A 22,226-nucleotide genomic window follows, 5' to 3' on the forward strand; every position below is an offset into this window, starting at 1 on the left:
CCACCGCCCCCGCCACCGCCCCCGCGGAAACGCGAAGGGCCTCCCGGCCGGTGCCGGGAGGCCCTGTGTGCTAGATCCTCACTTACCGCCGAGGGCGGGCTCCAGATCGGGCGTCCGCGCCAGGGGCTCGGGGTCGTCCTGCCGCAGGAACAGCTTGCTGGGCCACCACATCCACCGGCCCACGTCCAGGGTCAGCGCGGTGACCAGCACCGAGCGCACGATCATGGTGTCCAGCAGGACGCCGAACGCCACCGTGAATCCGAGCTCGGCCGCGAACACCAGGGGCAGTGAGGCCATCGCCGCGAAGGTGCCGGCCAGGACCAGGCCCGCCGAGGTGATGACTCCGCCGGTGGTGGACAGGCCGAGCAGCGCGCCGCGCCGGGTGCCGTGCTCCATCGCCACCTCGCGCACCCGGGTGACCAGGAAGATGTTGTAGTCGATGCCGAGGGCGACCAGGAACACGAACGCCAGGAGCGGGAAGGAGGCCTCGGCGCCGGCGAAGCCGAACACGTGGTTGAAGACCAGGCTGCTCACACCGAGGGCCGCTCCGAACGACAGCACAACGGTGCCCATGAGCAGCAGCGGCGCCACGATCGAGCGCAGCAGCAGCCCCAGGATGAGGAGTACGACGACCAGGACGATCGGGATGATCACCTTGGAGTCGCGGGCGGCCGCGGTCTGCGTGTCGAGCATGACCGCCGTGCTGCCGCCGACCTGGGCTTCGGCGCCCTCGATCCGGTGGACCGCGGTCCTGGCCTGCTCGACGGTGCTCATCGCGGTCGTGCTGCTGGGTTCGTCCTTGAGCTCCCCGAGCATGACGGCCTCGCCGTCCTTGACCACCGGGAGGGGGGTGACCTTCGCGATTCCGGGGACCGCGGACAGCGCGGCGCTCACCTGCTCCGCCGAGGCGGCCTTGGCCACGACGAAGATGGGATCGCCGGAGCCGGCCGGGAAGTGCTCCGTCTGGATCTTCTCGCCGACGGCCATCTGCGGGGTGTTGGTGAACTGGTCCTTGTTGGCGAGTCCGTCGGCCTTGAGTCCGAGCACGCCCAACGCCATGACGCCCAGCGCGAGCGCGGTACCGATCCACACCAGCCGCGGCCGGCCGGATACGGCGGTACCGACCCGGGTCCAGATTCCGCTTTCGGCGGTGGGGGCCGCTCCGTACGAGGGCTTCACCGGCCAGAAGATCCAGCGGCCACAGGCCACGAGCAGCGCCGGCATCAGGGTGACCATGGCGAGCAGCCCGACGAGGACGCCGACCGCACAGGCCGGACCGAGCCCCTGGGTGGAGTTCAGGGTGGCCAGCATCAGCAGCATCAGGCTGACCGCGACGGTCGCGGCGCTGGCGATGATCGCGGGGCCGGAGCGGTACAGGGCCTCCGCCATCGCCTCGTGCCGGTCCTCGTGCCGGAGCAGCTCCTCCCGGTAGCGGGAGATGAGCAGGAGCGCGTAGTCGGTGGCGGCGCCGAACACCAATACGGTCAAGATGAAGCTGGTCTGCTTGTTGACGACGAGGCCGGCGTTCTTCGCCAGTACGTAGATCACCGCCTCCGACGTGACCAGGGCGACGCCCACGGTCAGCAGTGGCAGCAGCGGCAGCAGCGGGCTGCGGTAGGTGAGCAGCAGGATCGCGACGACCACGAGCGCGGTGATCGTCGTCAGGGCCCCGCCCCCGCTGAACGCCTTGATGGAGTCGGAGGCGTAGCCGGACGGGCCGGCGACGTGGAAGCCGAGGCCGTCGGCGTTCTTCTTGCCGACCTCGGTCATCTTGTCGACGACCGTGCCGATCCCCTCCCAGCCGGCCTTGTCCTTCTTGACCTGGACCACCGTCTGGATGGCCTTGCCGTCCTCGGACTTCACCGGGCCCTGGGCCTGCCCGACGACGTTCTCGATGCCCTGGAAGGCCTCGGCGTCGGCCTTGGCCTTGGCCAGGTCGGCGTCGGTGACGCCCCCGGACCGGTCGTAGAGCACGACCGCGGGCAGCGTGTCGGCGAGCTGGAACTTCTCCGCGCGTTCGACGACCTTGGTCGATTCCGCGTTGCTGGGGAGCCAGGCCGAGTTGTCGTTCTCTTCGACGTCACCGAGCTTGCCGGCCAGCATGAGGGCCGGGACCAGCAGGACCACCCAAAGGGCGATGACGACCCATTTGCCCAGCCTTCCACTGGGTAGGGCCGCTATCTTGCGCATCATGTCAATTCCTCGGTCTTCCGTCGAAGGGTAAGTCGAAGGGCAAAGAGCGCGGTGGTGCTTCTGATTCGTTAACGGTCAAGAGGCTAGGGCACGTTGAGCCCGCACGAAGGGAGGAGGAGGTCCAAGACCTCCTCCTCCGGTGGGTACCTTCAGCGGCCGCGGTGACGCTGAGTGGGTGCTCGGCTCCTCGTGTGCCGCGAGCGGTCCGGGCCGACCTGTCAGCGCGCTCCCTGGAGCACGGCCGCCGTGTCCCAGGCCCGGGCGCGGACGTGCCCGAAGGCGAGGAGCACGGGAGCGTCGGTCAGGATGGGGAAGCTGTACGGGAACGGGCGCGGGCCGACCATGTCGGGCGGGCCGCTGTAGCCGCCGTCCGCGTTCTGGTGCGCGAGCAGCCAGGACAGTGCGCGCCCGATGGGCCGGTGGTCGGTCCCGTAGCACAGCGTGATCAGTCCGTAGGCGGTGCTGATGTCGTCGCTGGGATCGCCCGGCTGCATCCCCCAGCCGCCGTCCTCGTTCTGCGTTTCGCGCACCGTCCGCTCGATCCGCTCGGCCATGCGGGCCACGTGATGGTCCTGCGGGCCCGCCGTGCACGCGGCGAGCCGCGCGCGGAAGATCGTGTGCAGCCGGCTGCGGCTCCACCCCGACTCGAACCCGCCGTCGGCGAACTGGCTTTCGGCGAGGAAGGCCAGGGCCCGTTCCCGTGCGGGCAGGGTGTGCGGGTGCGGTGCGAGCCCGCAGATGGCAGCGGCCGTCATGCACGGTTCGGAGGAGGCCCCGGCGACGTACGTGGGAAAGCCGCCGTCGGCGCCCTGGACGGCCAGCAGCGCGTCCACCGCGCGCCGCACGGAGTCCCCGTAGGCGATCGGGTCGATGGCCTGGAGGAACTCCAGGGCGCACGAGGTGTCGTCCACGTCGTTCTGCGCCACGATGGCCGACATCGACCAGCCGTCGGTGAGCGTCGCGCCGCGCGAGAGCGAGCGGGTCGGGGCGCCGCCCTGGTGGGCGACGAGCATCCCCGCCATCTTGCGCAGCAGCTCCGTGGGGGCGCCCGCCGCGGCGAGGGCCGTTCCGGCGGTCGAGGTACACCAGTTGTGCATTTCCAGGACGAACGGGAAGCCGCCGTCGGGGCGTTGGTGGAGCAGCAGCGTCTGCAGGCCGCTGCGTACGGTCTCCTCGTTCCCGGGGAAACCGGCGAGCCCGTGCAGCACCAGCAGGTGCATCAGGGCGTAGCCCTCCCACACCGTCGACGCCGGGTGCGTGGCGGCCAGGGTCTCCAGCGCGGCGGCGGTGACCCCGTTGTCGACGCCCGCGGCGGCGGCGAGGATCAGGGTCACGGAAGCCTGCTGTACGGCGGCCCAGGAGTGCAGGGGGTCGGACGGAACCTCGTCGGCGACCGCGGAGAGCACCTCGGTCGGCAGCGGGCAGCCGAGCACCGACAGCACCGCGCACACCATCATGCGGCGGCGGGCGGAGATGAATCCCGGCGCGTCGCCGAGCACGCCGTCCGTCAGCTTGGCGACGAGCCCGGCGTCACCGGCGGTGGTCCGGCCGGTGGCCCGCGCGACGGCGAGCGCCGCGAGTACGCGCTCGAGCTTGTCCGGGGTCTCCTGGTGGGCCCGGAGGTAGGCGAGCAGGCGGTCCCGGGCCGGGGAGTCCGTACCGGTGCGCGTCATCAGCGAAAGGGCGAGCGCCGACTCGAGCACCCGGCTCTGGCACTCCTCGCGCAGCGCGCCGTCGGCGTCGACCCTGCGGGCGACGTGTGCGATCAGCCGGTCCGTGGCCTCGCGCACGTGATCGGGGTCGACTTCGGCGGGCCACGGCATCGGGGCCGCGTACGCCAGGTCCGCTATGTACACGGAATGCTCCTATCTGAACGGCTGGGGAGCGGTGATGGGTTCGGGAACGGCACCGGGTGCCGGGGGCGCCACCGCGGGGCCCGGCCGGCCGGGCGTCCCGGGGCGCGGCCGGCCGGGCCTGTGATCAGCGGACGCTCTGCGCGAAGCGGAAGAACTTGTACGGGTCGTACCGCTCCTTGACCTGCCGCAGCCGCTGGTAGTTCTCGGCGTAGTACGAGCGCTCCCAGTCGGGCAGCCGCGGGTCGATGAAGTTCTGGTACGTCTCGCCGTTCGAGTAGGGGTCGATGGCGGCGAAGCCCGCGTCGACCCACCGGTTCGCCGAGGCCTTGGCCTCGTCGGAGACGGGCGCTTCGGCGTTCGCGGTGAGGTAGCTGACCGAGAAGAGGCTGTCGCGGTGGACGTACGCGGTGGCGGTGCGCGCCACCTTGTTGGCCTCTCCGCCCAGGGCGGAGATCTGGAGCTGGCGCATCTGGCCGGGCATCCGGTCGCTCTCGAAGACCTGCAGGGCCTTCGCCCAGCCCTCGCGCGGCATCGTCTGGCGGAACAGACGGCTGCGCCAGGCGCCGAAGGCGGCGCGCGGGACCTTGCCGCCCGGGCTGGTGTCGGAGCGGTGGCACTCGTCCACGGTGAGCTCGGAGCAGCGGTAGAGCTGCATCATCACGGCCTGGTAGGGCGCGGTGAACTTCTGCTGGAACACCGGGGGCTTGCCGACGACCGAGATGAGACGGGCGATCTCCGCGTCGAAGGCCGGACCGGTGTCCACGGAGCCGAGGAAGATCGACGCGGTCGGGACGGTACCGGGGGCGGCGTCCGTGAGCGTGACGTTCATGCCGCTTCCGATGGAGTGCGGCGCGTCGACGAGCCAGCGCGCCCAGCCGTCCAGCATCTCCAGCGCCTGGGCGTAGGGCCAGACGATATTGATGGCCGCCACGTTGGTCAGGGGCGTGGGGGCGACGTCGTAGGAGGTGACGATGCCGAAGTTGCCGCCACCGCCGCCGCGCAGCGCCCAGAAGAGGTCCCTGTGCTGGTCCGCCGAGGCGGTGACGATGCGGCCGTCGGCGAGGACGACCTTCGCCGCGGTCACCTTGTCCGAGGCCATGCCGATGTGCCGGGTGAACAGGCCCATGCCGCCGCCCTGCAGGAACCCGCCCGCGGCCACGGTCGGGCAGTAGCCGCCGGATATGCCCAGACCGGCCGGCGCGAGGGTGTTGGCGATGTCGACCAGCTGCGCGCCGGTGCCGATCTTCGCGGTTCCGGTGCCGAGGGTGACGGTGTTGAGCCCGGACACGTCGACGACCAGGCCCTGGGTCGTCGAGTACCCGGCCGCGCTGTGGCCACCGCTGCGCGCGGCGACCTCGATGCCGTTGTCCTGGGCGAAGCGCAGACAGTTCGCCACGTCGGAGGGGGTGGTGCAGTAGGCGACCGCGCGGGGGTTCACGGCGTCGAACTGGACCTGGTAGAGCTGCTTGGCCCGCTGGTAGTCCGCGTCGGAGGGCAGGACCAGGTGTCCGCGGAGCTTGTCGTCCAGCCGTCCCCAGCGGATGCCGGACCGGGTCCGGGCGTTCGCGGTGGCGGGGAACACGGCGGAAGCGCCGGTCGCGGCGAGGGCGGCGCCGCCGGCGCCGACAAGGAAGGATCTGCGATTGATCATGTGCTGCACTGCCTCTTTTGCCGAGGAGATCTTGCCTGCCGGATGGGTGAGTGCCGGGGCACTCGGTGGAGGGCGCTGCGCGCACGCCCTCCCTGTTCGGAGCGCTGCTACGGAGTCCTGTTACGGGTCCCTGCCTACGGGTCCTTGCTTGCGGAGCCCCGCTTACGGGGCCTTCTGCTCCAGGACCTGCGCGATGGCGGCGGCCAGCACCTCTGCCCGGTTCTGCGCGCCGCCCACGCTGCGCCAGCCCACGTGGTTGTCGGGCCTGACCAGGACGGCGCCGTCGGCGGCCGTCTGACGGACCGCCTCCCACACGCCGTCGACGTCGGTGTACTCGGCGCCTTCGCCGATGCTCACCGCGACGACCGGGACCGAGAGCTTCTGGGCCACCTGGGCGGCCGCCTCGGACCACGCCGCCCCGTCCGGGCCGGTGATCAGCACGAAGCCGGTCCAGGCGCCGGTCAGGTCGTGCGTGGACAGGCGTCGGCCGTCCTGCTCGATCCAGGCGTGGGGCAGGCGGTGACCCGGGCGGGTGGTGGGCTCGTACACATCGCCCAGGGCCGCGCGGGCCGGCGGCCTGCTGCCGTCGGGGACGATCGCGCCCGCCTCGTAGGCGAAGCCGATCTCCACGTCGTGGGCCTGGCACTCGCCGCGGTGGGTCGCGAAGATCTCCGCGGCCCGGGCGCGCTGGGCGGCACCGACCGGGGTCGGGGCGAAGTAGCCGAAGAACACCGGCGTACGGCGCTCCGGCGGGATGTGCTGGCCGAGGCCGACTGCCCCGTCGATGACGACCTGGTGGTGGGAGGCCGCGGACATGGCCCAGCCCAGGTTGAACTGGCCGATCGGCCGCCGCTCCGCCTCGTAGGTGTCGAGCAGGCTGTCGGGCGCGTTGCCGGCCACGACCGTCGCCAGCTTCCACGCGAGGTTGTGCGCGTCCTGGATACCGGTGTTCAGGCCGAGCCCGACGGCGGGCGGCTGGCGGTGCGCGGCGTCGCCGGCGAGGAAGACCCGCCCGTAGCGGTAGTGCTCGGCGAGCACCGCCTCCACGGTCCAGCTCGTCACGTCGTGCAGGGTCAGCTCGAGCTCGGGCAGGCCGAGCACCTCGCGGACCCTGGCGGTCACCGCCTGCTCGTCGGAGCGGTCCACGCCGACGAGGGAGAGGTGCAGGCCCCATTCCTCGCAGTTCTTGCCCCAGGTCGGCCCCATCTCGATGAGGGCGCTGGAGAGGTCCTGGCGGTAGGGGTTGAGGAACCAGGTGATGAGCGAGCCCTCGTTCCACCACTGGGACAGATCGGCGGAGAAGTAGACCGTCGTGGCGTCGAAGAGGGCGGGCAGACCCTGCATGTTCACACCGAGGGCCGCGCCGACCGTGCGGCCGCCGTCCGCCGCGATGGCGTACTGGGCCACGACCGTGGTGATCTCGCCGGTCTCGACGTCACGGATCTCGGCGGTGACGCGGTCGCCCTCCTCGGAGAGCGAGGTCAGCTCGTGGCCGAACAGGACGCGTCCGGGATTGCGCCGCTCGGCCTCCTCGCGCAGGATCGGCTCCAGCCGCACCTGCGGCAGCTTGGCCGACAGGGCGGGCCCGGCCGCCGCGTACGTCTCGCTCAGCGCGCCGCCGCCGAAGCCGTCCATCTCGTGGATCAGCCGCGCGTCCAGCGGTCCGGCGCCGGTCAGCGTGGTCTGGTAGCGGACCTTCCCGAACTTCTCGAGCGGCGCGCCCTGTTCGAGCACCTCCGCGTCGAGGCCATGCTGGCGGAAGACTTCCATCGTGCGCTGGTTGAGGTAGTGCGCCTTCGGCAGCCGCGAGGTGTCCGCGCGGCGCTCCACCAGCACGTGGCCGACTCCGTGGTCGGACAGGAAGGCGGAGGCCGACAGACCGGTCCCGCCCCCGCCCACGATCAAAACCGGAACTTCGATGGTTCCCATGTTCGTCCTCGTTCTTCCAGAAGATGACAGCCCAGGCAACCCGGGCGAAAAGGCACCGCGAACCGCCCGCGGACCCATTGCGGTTGGGGGGAGACCTGCTAAACCGGGTTCGCCAGCGCCCCGTCTTCCAATTGCATGATGTCGAGCACTCCGGGCTGCCACCGGTAATAGGACTGGAGCTTGTAGTACTCGCCGTCGGGCTGGGAGGCGACGGCATAAACGAACTTCGTATCGGGATCCGCCTGCAGCACGTGCTTCACGAATCGCTCGACCTTCGCGTCGAGCCGCACGGGAAGCGACGTCGGGTCCCCGGTCGCCACGGCGAAGCAGATCCGCTCGACCTTGGGGGAATCCCAGTTCAGGGTCACGTAGATGCCGAAGGCCTGCTGGCCGAGTTCGAGCATCTGGTCGCTCGGTTCCGCCTGGTCGACCTCGTGGAGCATCGACCGCACGGCATCCGGTCCGAAGCCGCCCGTGGGGGGCTCGCCGAAGTACACGTTCACGGTCTTGTGCCGGTAGTCGATACCGAGCAGGCCGACCGTGTCGCCCATTCCGTACCGGCCGAAGAATTCGATGCTCTTGCCGAGGCTCTGCGGCATCGACGCGATTCCGGCGAGCTTGGAAATCGCCTGCAGGTCGTTCCGGGGAAAGACCAGCCAGATCTTCTTGAATCCGCCGACGACCCCGAAGTCGATTCCGTAGCTGTCGATCGGGCAGCTCTCCCGGATGTCCGAGAGCAGCGACCCGACGGGGTGGTCCGTCCGCGGGGTCAGCCCGCTCTCCACGGCCAGCGCGTACGGGTCCACGTCCAGCGGGGTCGTGAACCGGCAGTCGAGCTCGCCCTCGTGCTTCTGGCCCGTCCCGAGCCGGAACGCGACCACGGCCTGCGCGAGGGCGTCCCCGTACATGTCCAGGATGGGCAGGACCTTGTCCCGCGCGCACTCCACGTCCAGCAGGCCGGCCGATTCCTCGATGGCCGCGTAGAGAACCTGCACCGGGCTTTCTTCGGTGCCCCCGGTCGCCTCACTCATGGCTGTCATCATCTTGACGCTTCATGTGGGCAAGAGTCGGCCACGGATCTTGCCGTCGACTGTTCCGCGACTTGACGCCGACTTGGCGGGATCCGGCGCGATCCGGCGCGATCCGGCGCGATCCGGTAAGGGCATGCGGGAGCGTGCGGCGGCAGTCGGATGCGTGCGTGCGGGCACGCCGAACTCCCGGCGGACGGGGCGCTCTCGTTCGAGAACCCGTCCGCCGGGAGCCCGGCTCGTGCCCGCGCCCGGTTCAGGCCTGCCGCAGGACTTGCTCCTGGAGCCGGCGGGACAGTTCGACCCGGCGCGTCTTCATCGTGGCCGTACGGGGCAGTTCGGCCAGCGGGATCTGGATCGGATCGGCCAGCTGGGGATAGGCGGCGACGGCCGCGCGCCAGCGGTCCGGGTCGAGCGGCTCGTCCTTGGTGGTGCAGACGATCGGGACGCCCCGGGAATCCGGGCCCAGTACGACGACGAGCTCGACCAGCTCCTCCAGCCGGTCCAGCACCAGGTCCTCGATCTCCAGGCTGCTGCCCACCCCGGGAATCATGTCGATCTCCCGGTCGAGCATGTGCAGGCAGCCGAACTTGCTGCGGTAGCCGACGTCCCCGGTCCGCCACCAGCCGCCGTGCACATTGGCGTCGTAGCGCTCCTGCTCGCCGTGGTACGTCTTGGCTATGCCCTCCCAACGCGCGTCGATCAGCCCGGGGTTCTGCGCCGAGGGCCGCTTGCCGTTCTGGCTCACCAGCCTCACCCGCGCACTGCCCGGCAGCGGGTAGCCCACGCAGCGCCCGTCCATCCGGTGCGCCGACGAGCGGTAGTACGGGCGGCCGACCGCCGGGCCGACCTCGCTCTGCCCGTAGATCTGGAAGAACTGCGCCTTCCGCGCGGAGGCCCCGAGGAGCCGGCGGACCGTCCTGGGGTGGATCGCGTCGAAGGTACTGCTGAAGTACTTCACCGAGGCGAAGGGCTTGCGCGGATCGTCGGCCAGGTGCTCCCACGCCAGGAAGGAGTTGGGGAGGGCCTCGATCAGCCCGGGCCGGTGCTCCAGGAAGAAGTCCGCGACCTCCTCGGGAGCGCCGCGGTTGACCAGCAGCACCGGCATGCCCTTGGAGAGGCACAGCGCCATCGCCGCGAACATCCGTGAATGCCCGAAGGCGATGTGGATCGCGACCGTCTCGCGCCCCCGCATCAGGGCCAGCAGGAACAGCTGCGGCCGCAGCCGGACGCGCATCGTCCGCGGAGTGTGCACCACCAATTTGGGTACCCCGGTGGTACCGGACGTGTGCGTGATCATCGCCGGCTCGTCCAGGCCCTGGAGCATGGGCCGCACCGGCGGCGATCCGGCGAGCTCGGCGAGCGAGACCACCCCGGGGGCGGAGCCGCCCACGCTGATCACGCCCCGGGTGAGCTCGGCGAGCGGCAGCTCGGCCAGCGCCTCGAGCTTGGGCCCGTCGGTGAGCAGGTACGGCCTGTCGAGCCGCTCCATGAGGGCGGCGAGGGTCGGGCCGTCCAGCGTGTGCGACAGCATCACCGGGACCGCGCCCGCCCGCGCCACCGCGGTGGCCAGCAGCCAGACGTCGAAGTTCGCCCCCTTGTGGACCACCACGTGCTCGCCGGCCTTCACCCCGGCCGCCGCGATCCGGCCCGCGAGGTCCTCCACGTGACCGGCGAGACCGGCCACCGTCAGACGCCGCCCGGCCTCGGGCAGAACATCGAGGTCGTGGTCGAGGGTGAGTGGCGTGGAGCCGTTCGCGACCGCCGCCCGCTCCGCCACGGACCCGAGATAGAGACCCTGCTTGTGTATGGAATTGCGTCTCATGAGACCTCCGTCCAGACCCGCGTCGCTCCCGGTGCTCGCTGGACAACGGCGGTCTGTGTAACGACACTTCGGAGCTCCAGCATCCGCCTGCGGACTTGGTCGGAACTGACCCCCGAGTTGGCGTCCGCTTGGCCTCGCCCGAGGGTCCGCGGCTGCGCCGCCGGTCAGGACCCGGTGAGGTGCTCGGGGCGGACCGGCGTCCTGTTCAGAGGTCGTGGAGCGCGGGTCTCTCACCTGCCCGGCAAGGCGGTGGTGTACACATGGGACGCTTGGTACGCTTGAGTGCATGACGCAGCCGCTGCCCACAGAGTCCATCCGCGATGTGCGCGCGCATCTGGCCGAGGTCGTGGAGCGAGCCGATCGGCACGACGTGCCCACGGTAATCACACGCCGTGGCAAGGAAGTCGCCGCCATCGTCTCCATCGAGGTGCTGCGCAAGTACCAGGAGTGGGAAGAGCGCGAGATCAACCGGATCATCGATGAACGCCTGGCCAACCCGGCTCCCGGCATCCCGATCGAGGACATCATGAGGGAGACGCTGGCGCGCGGTGAGTGAGTACCGAACCGTCTTCCGGCCCGAGGCGCAGGCCGAGCTTCGGAAGATCCCTCGCGACATGGCGCTTCGCATCCTGGCCAAGCTGACGGAGCTGGAGGGTGACCCTTTCGGCTTCGACACCACCGCACTCGTGTCGCAGCCAGAACGCCGTCGTCTGCGAGTCGGCGACTACCGTGTCGTCTGCACGATCGACAACGGTGAACTGGTGGTCTGGGTCGTACACGTCGGACACCGCTCCACGGTCTACGACACGTAACTGATCCAAGTTCTGCGGACTGCTGCGGACAGCACAACGGCCTGACCTGCTTTCTCGCAGGTCAGGCCGTTTGTCCACGTCCGATCAGACGTTGAAGCGAACGTGCACGACAACGCTCTCACCTGCGGAAACGTGGTTTTGAGGCATCCAGGTCAGCACGGTGTCGCATGCCCCTCGCACCGCGACGGAGGCTGGACCTTCAAGAGCGTCGCCGTACCTCCCTCACTGCGGTCTCGTACAGCGCGATCCGATCGCCCGTCGGGCACCAGCAGCGAGGCGGCCTCAAGCATCCCGACGACATTTATGCGCCGATTACGGATCAGCGGCACAACGCCCCCTTGACGGCCTCAATCGCTAGGGTTGGCTCATGACCGCACTGCCCGACTGGATGCGCCCGCCGCGCGCGGAAGGCTGGTTCGCGGAGGACCTGGACCGTCTCCCCGAGGCGCCACGCCACACCGAGCTCATCGACGGAGCCCTCGTCTTCATGATGTCGCCACAGCGGTCCTGGCATGGCCGCCTCTTCACCGCCCTGACCACCACGCTCATGGCACAGGCACCGACCGGCTTCGAGGTCGAACGGGAGATGACGATCCGCCTCGATGCCCGCAACCGCCCCGAGCCGGACCTCTTGCTGACCGACCTGCCCTACGACCCCGACCGCACTTGGTACGCGCCGGAGGCCGTGAAGCTCGTCGTGGAGGCTGCGTCACCCGAGTCCGCCCATCGCGATCGCACAGTGAAGCTCCGCAAGTACGCGGAGGCCGGCATCCCTCACTACTGGTGCATCGAGGACGAGGACGGGGCACCCGTCGTGCACGTCTACGAGCTCGACGAACCGACCGGGGTCTACGCACCCGCCGGGATTTTCCGAGGCACACTCCAGCGCCCGGTACCCTTCCAGGTCATCCTGGACCTCGACAAGCTCACGCCGCCCCGAAGCGCCTGAAAAGTCGGCACCACGTCAGCACGGGAACGCAGAAGGGGCCGGATTCGTCAGAGTCCGCCCCCTTCTCACCTGCCCGTTTGACGCATTTAGCTAACATGCAGTAACGAACCGACTACACATTGAAGCGGAACTCCACCACGTCGCCGTCCTGCATGACGTAGTCCTTGCCCTCCATGCGGGCCTTGCCCTTGGAGCGGGCCTCGACGACCGAGCCGCATTCGACCAGGTCCGCGTAGGAGATGACCTCGGCCTTGATGAAGCCGCGCTGGAAGTCCGTGTGGATCACGCCGGCGGCCTCGGGGGCGGTGGCGCCCTTCCTGATGGTCCAGGCGCGGGTTTCCTTCGGGCCTGCCGTCAGGTAGGTCTGCAGGCCCAGGACTGCGAAGCCGACGCGGCCGAGGGTGGCCATGCCGGGCTCTTCCTGGCCGACCGACTGGAGGAGTTCGAGCGCCTCGTCGTCGTCGAGCTCGATGAGCTCGGCCTCCAGCTTGGCGTTCAGGAAGATCGCCTCGGCCGGGGCCACCAGCGCGCTCTGCTCGGCCTTGAAGGCGTCGTCCGTCAGCTCGTCCTCGTCCACGTTGAAGACGTAGAGGAACGGCTTGACCGTGAGGAGGTGGAGCTCGTGGAGGAGGTCGCCCTGCTCCGTGCCCTTGGTGATGCCGTGGGAGAAGAGGGTGTCGCCCGCTTCGAGGATCTTCTGGGCCTTCTCGACGGCGCCGAGGACGGCGACCTTCTCCTTCTGGAGGCGGGACTCCTTCGTCAGGCGCGGCACGGCCTTCTCGATGGACTGGAGGTCCGCGAGGATCAGCTCGGTGTTGATCGTCTCGATGTCGTCCTTCGGCGAGACCTTGCCGTCGACGTGTACGACGTTCTCGTCCTTGAAGGCGCGGATGACCTGGCAGATCGCGTCCGACTCGCGGATGTTGGCGAGGAACTTGTTGCCGAGGCCCTCGCCCTCCGACGCACCGCGCACGATGCCGGCGATGTCGACGAAGTCGACCGTCGCCGGGAGGAGCTTCTGCGAGCCGAAGATGCCGGCCAGGACGCCGAGGCGGGCGTCCGGAACGCCGACGACGCCGACGTTCGGCTCGATCGTGGCGAACGGGTAGTTGGCCGCCAGCACGTCGTTCTTGGTCAGGGCGTTGAAAAGGGTCGACTTGCCGACATTCGGCAGGCCGACGATTCCGATCGTGAGCGACACGTTGGCGACTTCCCGTAGGGCTGGAGGGGGCGGCGGCCCGGAGTGGGCCATCGGACAGTTTACTTTCCGATGAGGGGGCACGGATGTACGCGTGTCCGGGCACACGATCGGCGGCCTCCCCGCCTAGTTTTGGGGAGTGGAGCGATACAAGGCGCGTACGGTACGTCACCCAGCGGAGCGGTCCGCCCAGCGAGCGCCCTCAGCGGTACGCCGGCTGCCGCGGCCCCGGCTGACCGGGATCGGCGGCGGGCTCTTCGCCTGCGCCGCGATGTTCCTGGTCGGCGGCCTGGACTGGCTGCTGTTCGACGCCTCGCTGTTCGTCTACGGGCTGTTCTTCCTGCCGGTGGCGGCCGTCACCGCCCTGTGGGTGCGGCCCGCCGACCTGATCACCGCGCCGATCACCGCCCCGATCGCCTTCGCCGCCGGAGTGTGGCCCGTGTCGGGCGGCTCCGGCGGCTTCGCCGGCGAGGTGATGGGGCTGGTGTCCGCGCTGTCCCTGCACGCCGGCTGGCTGTACGCCGGCACGCTCGTCGCCGCGCTCATCGCGGTGGTGCGCAAGGCCGTCCTCATCGGCCGCCGGCGCATGCCCCGCCGCGTCGCCTGACCGGGAGGGTGGGGTGGGGTGGGGTGGGGTGGGGTGCCCCGAGCAGCCGTTACCGCGCCCGCGCCTCCGACGCCGACCGCGCCGCCATCGCCGCACCCACGATGCCCGCGTTGTTCTGCAGCTCCGCCGGCACGATCCGGGCCCGGACGCCCTCGATCAACGGCAGGAACTTCTCCGGTTTGCGGCTCACGCCCCCGCCGATGATGAAGAGGTCCGGGGAGAACAGCATCTCCACGTGAGCCAGGTACTTCCCCACCCGGTGCGCCCAGCGCTCCCAGGTCAGGTCGCCGTCCTCCTTCGCCTTCACCGAGGCCCGCGTCTCCGCGTCGTGGCCCTTCAGCTCCAGGTGGCCCAGCTCGGTGTTGGGCACCAGCCGCCCGTCCGTGAAGAGCGCGCTGCCGATCCCGGTGCCCAGCGTGAGCAGGATGACGGTGCCGCCGACCCCGCGCCCCGCCCCGTAGGCCATCTCCGCGACCCCGGCCGCGTCCGCGTCGTTCAGGACCGTCACCGGGCGGCCCCCCAGGCTCGCGGAGAGCAGCGCCGCCGTGTCCACGCCGACCCAGGCCTTGTCCATGTTGGCCGCCGACCGGGTCACCCCGCCCGTGACCACCCCGGGGAAGGTCACCCCCACCGGGCCGTCCCACTCGAAGTGGCGCACCACCTCGACGACGCAGCCGGCCACCCCGTCGGGGGTGGCCGGCTGCGGTGTCAGTACCTTGTGGCGCTCCTGCACCAGGTCGCCACGGTTGAGGTCCACGGGAGCGCCCTTGATCCCGGAACCGCCGATGTCCACGCCGAAGATCTCCATGGACACACCGTACGAAACGACCTGCCTCAGCGCCCTGTCGTGAACGGGCCTACTTCTGCTCGACCGACGCCGCACTCGCCGCCGCGCCCGGCGCCGCCACGAGCTCCGCCGCCTCCGCGCGCAGGTCGCGGCGCAGCTCCTTGGGCAGGGAGAAGACGATGGACTCCTCGGCCGTCTTGACGATCTCCACGTCGGCGTACCCGCGCGCGGCCAGCCACTCCAGCACCTCGTCGACCAGTACCTCCGGCACCGAGGCGCCCGAGGTCAGACCGACGGTGGTGACGCCCTGCAGCCAGGCCTCGTCGATCTCGCTCGCGAAGTCCACGAGGAACGCGGCGCCCGCGCCGGCGTCGAGGGCGACCTCGACCAGCCGGATCGAGTTCGAGGAGTTCTTGGAGCCGACGACGATGACCAGGTCGCAGTCCGCGCCCATCACCTTGACCGCCTCCTGGCGGTTCGAGGTGGCGTAGCAGATGTCGTCGCTCGGCGGCGAGACGAGCAGCGGGAAGCGGGTCTTCAGCGCGTCGACCGTCTCCATCGTCTCGTCGACGGAGAGCGTGGTCTGCGACAGCCAGACGACCTTCGACTCGTCGCGGACGGTGACCTTCTCCACGTCGTGCGGGCCGTCCACGATGGTGATGTGGTCCGGGGCCTCGCCGGAGGTGCCGACGACTTCCTCGTGGCCCTCGTGGCCGATGAGGAGGATGTCGAAGTCCTCGTTCGCGTAGCGGATCGCTTCCTTGTGGACCTTGGTGACCAGCGGGCAGGTGGCGTCGATCGTCGCGAGCTTGCCTCGCGCCGCCTCCTCGTGCACCACGGGGGCCACGCCGTGCGCGGAGAACATCACGATGGAACCCTCGGGAACCTCTTCCGTCCGCTCGACGAAGATGGCCCCCTTCTTCTCCAGGGTCTGGACGACGTACTTGTTGTGCACGATCTCGTGCCGGACGTAGACCGGCGAACCGTACTGTTCGAGTGCCTTCTCGACGGCGATCACGGCTCGGTCCACGCCCGCGCAGTAGCCGCGCGGGGCGGCGAGCAGGACGCGGCGGGATGCGGGAGCGGGGGTGGCAGCAGTCATGGGCTCCATCGTACGGGGGTGTCCAGCAGGCCGGGCGTCCCCCGCTCGGCACAGACTTGGGTCGAACGTACGCACCGGCTATCCCCCTCGGAGGAACGATGGCGTCCGCGACGGATCCCACCGAGCCGCCCGGCTCACCCGGCAGCCCCTCCGCCGCACCGGGCACCTCGCTGCGCCGCACCCTCGGATTCCGGGACCTGGTCGTCTACGGGCTGCTCTTCATCGCCCCCATGGCCCCGGTCGGCGTCTTCGGCACCCTCGACGCCAAATCGCACGGCGCCGTCGCCCTCGTCTACCTCGTCGCGACGGTGGCGATGGCCTTCACGGCCTTCTCCTACGCGCAGATGGTGCGGGTGGCCCCGCAGGCCGGCTCGGTCTTCACCTACGCCCGCAAGGGCCTCGGCGAGGGTCCCGGTCTGATCGCCGGCTGGATGGCGATGCTCGACTACCTGCTGATCCCGGCGGTCGCGTACCTGTTCTCCGGGATCGCCATGAACGCCCTGGTCCCGGAGGTCTCCCGGTGGGTGTGGACGGCCCTGGCGGTGGTCGTGACCACCCTGCTCAACCTGTGGGGCGTACGGGCCGCCGCGCGCGTGGGCTTCGCCGTGCTGGCCATGGAGATCGCGGTCCTGCTGGTGTTCCTGGTCTCGGCCGTGACCGTACTGGCCCGGGGCGCGGCGCACCGCGACTGGCTCTCCCCCTTCACCGGCGACGGCTCGCTCGGCGGATTCTCGATGGCCGCCGTGCTCGGCGCGGTCTCCGTCGCGGTCCTGTCCTACCTGGGCTTCGACGCCATCGCCTCCTTCGCGGAGGAGGTGACGGGCGGCAGCGCGAAGGTGGCCCGGGCGGTGCTGTTCTGCCTGGCGCTGACCGGGGTGCTGTTCATCGCCCAGACCTATCTGGCGGCCCTCCTCAGCCCCCTGTCGGCGGCGGAGCTGGCGGCCGACCCGGCGAAGCAGGGGCCGGCCTTCTACACGACCGTCGAGGCCTCCGTAGGGACCTGGCTGCACGATCTGGTCGCCATCAGCAAGGCCATCGGGGCCGCCTTCGCCGCGCTGGCCGGGCAGGCCGCGGCGGGCCGGCTGCTCTTCGCGATGGCCCGCGAGCGGCGGCTGCCCCGCGTGCTGGCCCACACCTCGCACGGGACCCCGCGCCCGGCCCTGCTGGTGGCGGCGACGGTCACGCTGATCGCGGCCGTGTGGGCGGCCCGGCGCGACGACGGCCTGGACCACCTGGTGTCCGTCGTGGACATCGGGGCGCTGGTGGCGTTCACGCTGCTGCACGCCTCGGTGGTCGGCTGGTTCGTGGTCAAGCGGCGGGGCGGCGCCCCGAACTGGCTCAAGCACCTGGTGATCCCGGTCCTCGGCGCCGCCGTGACCATCACGGTGATCGTCGAGGCCTCGTGGACGGCGCAACTGGTGGGGGCGGTGTGGCTGCTGGTGGGCCTGGGCATCCTGGTGGCCCAGCGCGGGCGACGCGCGGAGGGCCGGGGTTCCGGGCCCGACGCGGGTGTCGGTTCTGGCGGCTAGCCTGCGTGCATGGGTCTGAATACGTCGGCTGACGCGCCGCTGCCGGTCGGTCAGGTGTCCCGGCTCATCGGGGGCTGGATCGACAAGCTCGGTCAGGTGTGGGTGGAAGGGCAGATCACGCAGCTCTCGCGGAGGCCGGGGGCGGGGGTGGTCTTCCTGACGCTGCGCGATCCCTCGCACGACATCTCCCTGAGCGTGACCTGCTTCCGGCAGGTCTTCGACGAGGTCGCGGACTCGGTGACGGAGGGAGCGCGCGTCGTCGTACTCGCCAAGCCCGAGTGGTACGCCCCGCGCGGGCAGCTGTCCTTGCGGGCGACCGAGATACGGCCCGTCGGCATCGGCGAGCTCCTCGCCCGGCTGGAGCGGCTCAAGCGCGCCCTCGCCTCCGAGGGGCTCTTCGCGCTGGACCGCAAGAAGCCGCTGCCGTTCCTGCCGCAGCTGATCGGGCTGGTGGTGGGGCGGGCCTCGGCGGCCGAGCGCGATGTGCTGGAGAACGCCCGGCGCAGATGGCCGGCGGTCCGCTTCGAGGTCCGCAACGTCGCGGTCCAGGGGGTGCACGCGGTGCCCCAGGTGATCCAGGCAGTCAAGGAGCTGGACGCGCTGCCCGAGGTCGACGTGATCATCGTGGCGCGCGGCGGCGGCAGCGTGGAGGACCTGCTGCCCTTCTCCGACGAGGAGGTCGTACGGACCGTGGCAGCGGCCCGTACCCCCGTGGTCTCGGCGATCGGGCACGAGCCCGACTCCCCGCTGCTGGACCTGGTCGCGGACCTGCGGGCGTCCACGCCCACGGACGCGGCGAAGAAGGTGGTCCCGGACGTCGGCGAGGAGCTGGAGCGGGTACGCCAGCTGCAGGGCCGGGGGCTGCGCGCCGTGCGCGGGCTGCTCGACCGGGAGGAGCGGGGCCTCGCGCACGCGCTCGCGCGGCCGGTCTTCGTCCATCCCCAGCGGATGGTGGAGACCCGGGAGGCGGAGCTGGACGCACTGCTGGCACGCGGCCGCCGGACCCTGGGGCACCTGTTGGACCGGGCCGACTCGGAGCTGGCGCACACGCTCGCCCGGGTGGTGGCGCTGTCCCCGGCGTCCACGCTGGAGCGCGGGTACGCGGTGCTCCAGGGGGCCGACGGGCACGTGGTGCGCTCACCCGAGGACGTGGCGGCGGGCGACGTGCTGCGGGCGCGGGTGGCGGAGGGGGAGTTCGCGGTGCGGGTCGCCGAGGAGTCCTCGTAGCGCGGAACCGCAGGCCACGCCGCCACGGCGGGCACGCGGCGGGCGGTACGGCGGCGGCGGACAACGGCAACAGCGACAGCGACAGCGACAGTTCACACTGCCGCGACAGAATTCGGTGTACTACACATTTAAGGTGGGAGCGGGAATGGCCGAGACCGATACGGCGCTGGGGTACGAGCAGGCCCGGGACGAGCTGATCGAGGTCGTCCGCAAACTGGAGGCCGGCGGCACCTCACTGGAGGACTCGCTCGCGCTCTGGGAGCGCGGCGAGGAGCTCGCGAAGGTGTGCCGCCACTGGCTGGAGGGTGCGCGCGCCCGGCTGGACTCGGCGCTCGCGTCGCGGGAGGCGGCGGAGCAGGCCCCCGAGGAGTGATGCCTGCCACCCGGAAGCAGATTTAGTTGAACTTTCATCTATCTGCGTCGTAGTCTCCGGGTATCGCTTCAGCAGCCCCGCACAGAAGAAGGCTTTCCGATGTCTCTCGTTCTCGACGCCGCCGCTCAGGACCTCCTCTTCCGTGAGGCCCGCAGCGCCAACACGTTCTCCGACGAGCCGGTGACCGAGGAGCAGATCCAGGCGATCTACGACCTGGTGAAGTTCGGCCCGACCGCCTTCAACCAGACGCCGCTGCGCATCACCCTGGTCCGCTCCCCCGAGGCCCGCGAGCGCCTCGTGGCGCACATGGCCGAGGGCAACCGGGCCAAGACCGCCGCCGCCCCGCTGGTCGCGATCCTGTCCGCGGACAACGAGTTCCACGAGGAGCTCCCGCAGCTGCTCCCGCACTTCCCGCAGGCCAAGGACGCCTTCTTCTCCGAGCGCCCGGTCCGCGAGCACTCCGCGCTGGTCAACGCCTCGCTGCAGGCCGCGTACTTCATCATCGGCATCCGCGCCGCCGGCCTGGCCGCCGGCCCGATGACCGGTGCGGACTTCGCCGGCCTCCAGAAGGAGTTCCTGGACGCCGACCACACCCCGGTGATGGTCGTCAACATCGGCAAGCCGGGCGAGGACGCCTGGTTCGCGCGCTCCCCGCGCCTGGAGCTCGACCAGGTCATCGCGACCGTCTGAGCCCGGCCGCGCCGGCAGTACGCGAAAGAGGCCGCGCCCCCGGAATTCCGGGGGCGCGGCCTCTTCGCGTGCCGTCTGCGCGACGCCCAGCGTCCGGCGCAGGGGCCGCAGGCGCCCTGGGGGCCGCCCTGGCCCCGGGACCTGTCCTGGCCCCGGGACCTGCCCTAGGCCCCCTGCTTGAACTCCAGCGCCGCGGCCATCGCCCCGAGCTGCTCGAAGGAGGCCGTGCCCGTCACCACCGTGACGTAGCCCTGTTCGCGGCGTACGAGGGCGTCGTACTTCTCGCCGTCCCAGCGCTCCCAGACCTGGTCCCCGACCTGCTGCGTCTGTCCGGTGGCCTGCGCCCTCCGGGTGACCCTGCCCACGTAACCGTCCGTGGCGTCCGCGGACTGCTCCACCGCCACGTACTGCTGCTGCGGGTCCACGAAGCCCAGGTGCCAGGAGCTGGCCTCCTTGCGCGTGTACGCCACCGAGGTCGCCCGCCACCGCTCCGGCAGCCCGACGGGCACCGCCACGGGATACGGAGCCGCCCGCCGCGCGGTGATGGTTTCGATGCGGTAGTCGACCACCTTCGTCGGATCGGCCTTCTCGTCATGTGGGATGACCAAATAGATCCCCCCGACCACGAGGCCGATCACCACCAGCGACCGGACCATGTCCAAGACCGTCTGCTTGCCCTTCATACCTGCCACGACACCATGGTCCCGCATGGCCCCGGGCGATCACCGCCGGGGTCCGCATGCCGCGCCAAAGGCCGCGCAAGATGTCCGCTCAGGACAAAAGACTGACCGATATGGCGCTCATACGTGACCCGGTCTGCTCAATATGTCGACGTACCGATAGAGTCCAGGGACCCTCACTCCCGGCCGTCGCCGTACAGAAAGGTGCGCTCCGATGACCGAGCACAACCTGCCGCCCCAGCTCGAAGTCTCTCCGGAGGCACCCGACCGCAACCTCGCCCTGGAGCTCGTCCGGGTCACCGAGGCCGCCGCCATGGCCGCCGGCCGCTGGGTCGGGCGCGGCGACAAGCTCGGCGCCGACGGCGCCGCCGTCAACGCGATGCGGACCCTGATCTCCACCGTTTCGATGAACGGCGTCGTCGTCATCGGCGAGGGCGAGAAGGACGAAGCCCCGATGCTCTTCAACGGCGAGCGGGTCGGCGACGGCACCGGTGCCGAGGTCGACATCGCCGTGGACCCCATCGACGGCACCACCCTGAACGCCAAGGGCATGCCGAACGCCATCGCCGTCCTGGCCGCCGCCGACCGCGGCACCATGTTCGACCCGTCCGCGGTGTTCTACATGGAGAAGCTGGTCACCGGTCCCGAGGCCGCCGACTTCGTCGACATCAACGCCCCGGTCTCCGTCAACATCCGCCGTGTCGCCAAGGCCAAGAACATGGCCGTGGAAGACGTCACCGTGGTCATCCTCGACCGCCCCCGCCACGAAGGCATCGTCAAGGAGATCCGCGAGACCGGCGCCCGCATCAGGTTCATCTCCGACGGCGACGTCGCCGGCTCGGTCATGGCGGTCCGCGAGGGCACGGGCGTCGACCTGCTCCTGGGCATCGGCGGCACCCCCGAGGGCATCATTTCGGCGTGCGCCATCAAGTGCCTCGGCGGCACCATCCAGGGCAAGCTGTGGCCCAAGGACGAGGAAGAGCGCCAGAAGGCCATCGACGCGGGCCACGACCTGGACCGCGTCCTGCACACCAACGACCTGGTCTCCGGCGACAACGTCTTCTTCGTCGCCACGGGCATCACGGACGGCGAGCTGCTGCGCGGCGTCCACTACCGCTCGGAGACCGCGACGACCTCCTCGCTGGTCATGCGCTCGAAGTCGGGCACGATCCGGCAGATCGACTCGACCCACCGCCTCTCGAAGCTCCGCGCGTACAGCGCGATCGACTTCGACCGCGCCCAGTAGGCCGAATACGGCACGGCAACCGGAAGGGGCGCTCCCGCGTGCGGCGGGGGCGCCCCTTTCCGTATGCCCTCCTGCGAGGGCCGCGCGCCACGAGGCTCCGGGCCTACGGGACTTCGCGCCTACGAGGCTTCGCGCAGCTCCCCCGCCCGGCGCCGGCGGCGGGCCAGCACCACCCGGCGCTCGGCGGCCGTCAGCCCGCCCCAGACACCGTACGGCTCGGGCTGTATCAGTGCGTGCTCCCGGCAGGCGACCATGACGGGGCAGCGGGCACAGACCCGCTTGGCGGCGTCCTCACGGGACAGCCGGGCGGCGGTCGGCTCCTTGGAGGGGGCGAAGAACAGCCCGGCCTCGTCCCTTCGGCACACGGCGTCCGCGTGCCATGGGCCGTCCTCCTGCCTGGCCGGAACCCGCGGCTGCGGCACGGTGGCAGCCGGGCGCCCCTGAAGGCTCTGGACGGCGGCTACCTGCAGGGACTGGCGCGGCGGATGCGGCACGGTCTACTCCTGACGACGTATACGCGAGCGAGAGACGACGCACCTGTCCC

The 22,226-nt window shown here is 70.6% G+C and carries 20 protein-coding genes; 9 read left to right on the top strand and 11 right to left on the bottom strand.

The annotated features are described in order from the left end of the window. Positions 1-78: 78 nt before the first annotated feature. The 6 genes from OTB20_RS06340 to OTB20_RS06365 form a co-directional block, all read right to left on the bottom strand. Positions 79-2,193 (bottom strand): MMPL family transporter, encoded by a 2,115-nt coding sequence (locus OTB20_RS06340; protein WP_267815612.1) that lies wholly within the window; start codon positions 2,191-2,193, stop codon positions 79-81. Between the two features lie 218 nt (positions 2,194-2,411). Continuing rightward, positions 2,412-4,049 carry a prenyltransferase/squalene oxidase repeat-containing protein gene (locus tag OTB20_RS06345; RefSeq protein WP_267815613.1) on the bottom strand — a complete coding sequence of 546 codons (1,638 nt, stop codon included), beginning with the start codon at positions 4,047-4,049 and terminating at the stop codon, positions 2,412-2,414. Between the two features lie 124 nt (positions 4,050-4,173). After that, a complete protein-coding gene (locus tag OTB20_RS06350) occupies positions 4,174-5,700 on the bottom strand; it encodes an FAD-binding oxidoreductase (RefSeq protein ID WP_267815614.1) in 1,527 nt (508 codons plus the stop codon). Positions 5,701-5,862: 162 nt separating this feature from the next. Further along, complete coding sequence (locus OTB20_RS06355; protein WP_267815615.1) at positions 5,863-7,629, bottom strand: FAD-dependent monooxygenase; 1,767 nt, start codon at positions 7,627-7,629, stop codon at positions 5,863-5,865. 98 nt (positions 7,630-7,727) lie between these two features. Beyond that, positions 7,728-8,660 carry an aromatic prenyltransferase gene (locus tag OTB20_RS06360; protein ID WP_267815616.1) on the bottom strand — a complete coding sequence of 311 codons (933 nt, stop codon included), beginning with the start codon at positions 8,658-8,660 and terminating at the stop codon, positions 7,728-7,730. 253 nt (positions 8,661-8,913) lie between these two features. Continuing rightward, positions 8,914-10,482: an AMP-binding protein gene (locus tag OTB20_RS06365; RefSeq protein WP_267815617.1), complete on the bottom strand. Its 1,569-nt coding sequence runs from the start codon at positions 10,480-10,482 to the stop codon at positions 8,914-8,916. Between the two features lie 286 nt (positions 10,483-10,768). On the opposite strand from OTB20_RS06365, the gene OTB20_RS06370 reads away from it, so the two are divergent. From OTB20_RS06370 to OTB20_RS06380, 3 genes are all read left to right on the top strand, one after another. Further along, positions 10,769-11,038: a type II toxin-antitoxin system Phd/YefM family antitoxin gene (locus OTB20_RS06370; protein WP_267815618.1), complete on the top strand. Its 270-nt coding sequence runs from the start codon at positions 10,769-10,771 to the stop codon at positions 11,036-11,038. Further along, entirely contained in the window at positions 11,031-11,294 is a 264-nt protein-coding gene (locus OTB20_RS06375; protein ID WP_267815619.1) for a type II toxin-antitoxin system RelE family toxin, read from the top strand. Before OTB20_RS06370 ends, OTB20_RS06375 begins: the two co-directional genes overlap by 8 nt. 367 nt (positions 11,295-11,661) lie before the next feature. After that, positions 11,662-12,243, top strand: a complete 582-nt coding sequence (locus OTB20_RS06380; RefSeq protein ID WP_267815620.1) for a Uma2 family endonuclease — start codon at positions 11,662-11,664, stop codon at positions 12,241-12,243. A 112-nt stretch (positions 12,244-12,355) separates the two neighbouring features. On the opposite strand, the gene ychF is transcribed toward OTB20_RS06380, so the two are convergent. Then, a complete protein-coding gene (gene ychF, locus OTB20_RS06385; protein WP_267815621.1) occupies positions 12,356-13,444 on the bottom strand; it encodes a redox-regulated ATPase YchF in 1,089 nt (362 codons plus the stop codon). Between the two features lie 136 nt (positions 13,445-13,580). Here ychF and OTB20_RS06390 point away from each other — a divergent pair, with 136 nt between their 5' ends. Then, positions 13,581-14,048, top strand: a complete 468-nt coding sequence (locus OTB20_RS06390) for a DUF6542 domain-containing protein (RefSeq protein WP_324290342.1) — start codon at positions 13,581-13,583, stop codon at positions 14,046-14,048. 49 nt (positions 14,049-14,097) lie between these two features. Here the strand turns inward: OTB20_RS06390 and ppgK are convergent, their stop codons facing one another. Both ppgK and OTB20_RS06400 read right to left on the bottom strand, forming a co-directional pair. Further along, positions 14,098-14,856, bottom strand: a complete 759-nt coding sequence (gene ppgK, locus OTB20_RS06395) for a polyphosphate--glucose phosphotransferase (RefSeq protein WP_267815622.1) — start codon at positions 14,854-14,856, stop codon at positions 14,098-14,100. Positions 14,857-14,905: 49 nt separating this feature from the next. Continuing rightward, the gene (locus tag OTB20_RS06400) at positions 14,906-15,946 is read right to left on the bottom strand and encodes a 4-hydroxy-3-methylbut-2-enyl diphosphate reductase (protein WP_420716338.1); all 1,041 of its coding nucleotides are present in this window, start codon (positions 15,944-15,946) and stop codon (positions 14,906-14,908) included. Between the two features lie 89 nt (positions 15,947-16,035). On the opposite strand from OTB20_RS06400, the gene OTB20_RS06405 reads away from it, so the two are divergent. From OTB20_RS06405 to OTB20_RS06420, 4 genes are all read left to right on the top strand, one after another. Beyond that, positions 16,036-17,466 carry an APC family permease gene (locus OTB20_RS06405; RefSeq protein WP_267815624.1) on the top strand — a complete coding sequence of 477 codons (1,431 nt, stop codon included), beginning with the start codon at positions 16,036-16,038 and terminating at the stop codon, positions 17,464-17,466. 9 nt (positions 17,467-17,475) lie between these two features. Further along, positions 17,476-18,693 carry an exodeoxyribonuclease VII large subunit gene (gene xseA / locus OTB20_RS06410; RefSeq protein WP_267815625.1) on the top strand — a complete coding sequence of 406 codons (1,218 nt, stop codon included), beginning with the start codon at positions 17,476-17,478 and terminating at the stop codon, positions 18,691-18,693. 145 nt (positions 18,694-18,838) lie between these two features. Continuing rightward, complete coding sequence (locus OTB20_RS06415) at positions 18,839-19,066, top strand: exodeoxyribonuclease VII small subunit (RefSeq protein WP_267815626.1); 228 nt, start codon at positions 18,839-18,841, stop codon at positions 19,064-19,066. Between the two features lie 99 nt (positions 19,067-19,165). Continuing rightward, positions 19,166-19,756 (top strand): malonic semialdehyde reductase, encoded by a 591-nt coding sequence (locus OTB20_RS06420; RefSeq protein WP_267815627.1) that lies wholly within the window; start codon positions 19,166-19,168, stop codon positions 19,754-19,756. 164 nt (positions 19,757-19,920) lie between these two features. Here the strand turns inward: OTB20_RS06420 and OTB20_RS06425 are convergent, their stop codons facing one another. Then, on the bottom strand, positions 19,921-20,439 hold the full coding sequence (locus OTB20_RS06425; protein ID WP_267815843.1) for a DUF4245 domain-containing protein: 519 nt from the start codon (positions 20,437-20,439) through the stop codon (positions 19,921-19,923). Positions 20,440-20,650: 211 nt separating this feature from the next. Between OTB20_RS06425 and glpX the strand changes: the two genes are divergently transcribed. Beyond that, positions 20,651-21,682: a class II fructose-bisphosphatase gene (gene glpX / locus OTB20_RS06430; RefSeq protein ID WP_267815628.1), complete on the top strand. Its 1,032-nt coding sequence runs from the start codon at positions 20,651-20,653 to the stop codon at positions 21,680-21,682. 119 nt (positions 21,683-21,801) lie between these two features. Here glpX and OTB20_RS06435 read toward each other — a convergent pair whose 3' ends face one another. Further along, positions 21,802-22,176, bottom strand: coding sequence for a WhiB family transcriptional regulator (locus OTB20_RS06435; protein WP_420716339.1), 375 nt, complete (start codon positions 22,174-22,176; stop codon positions 21,802-21,804). Positions 22,177-22,226: the final 50 nt, after the last annotated feature.

It is taken from the genome of Streptomyces sp. H27-H1 (assembly GCF_026627445.1).
Classification (GTDB): Bacteria; Actinomycetota; Actinomycetes; order Streptomycetales; family Streptomycetaceae; genus Streptomyces.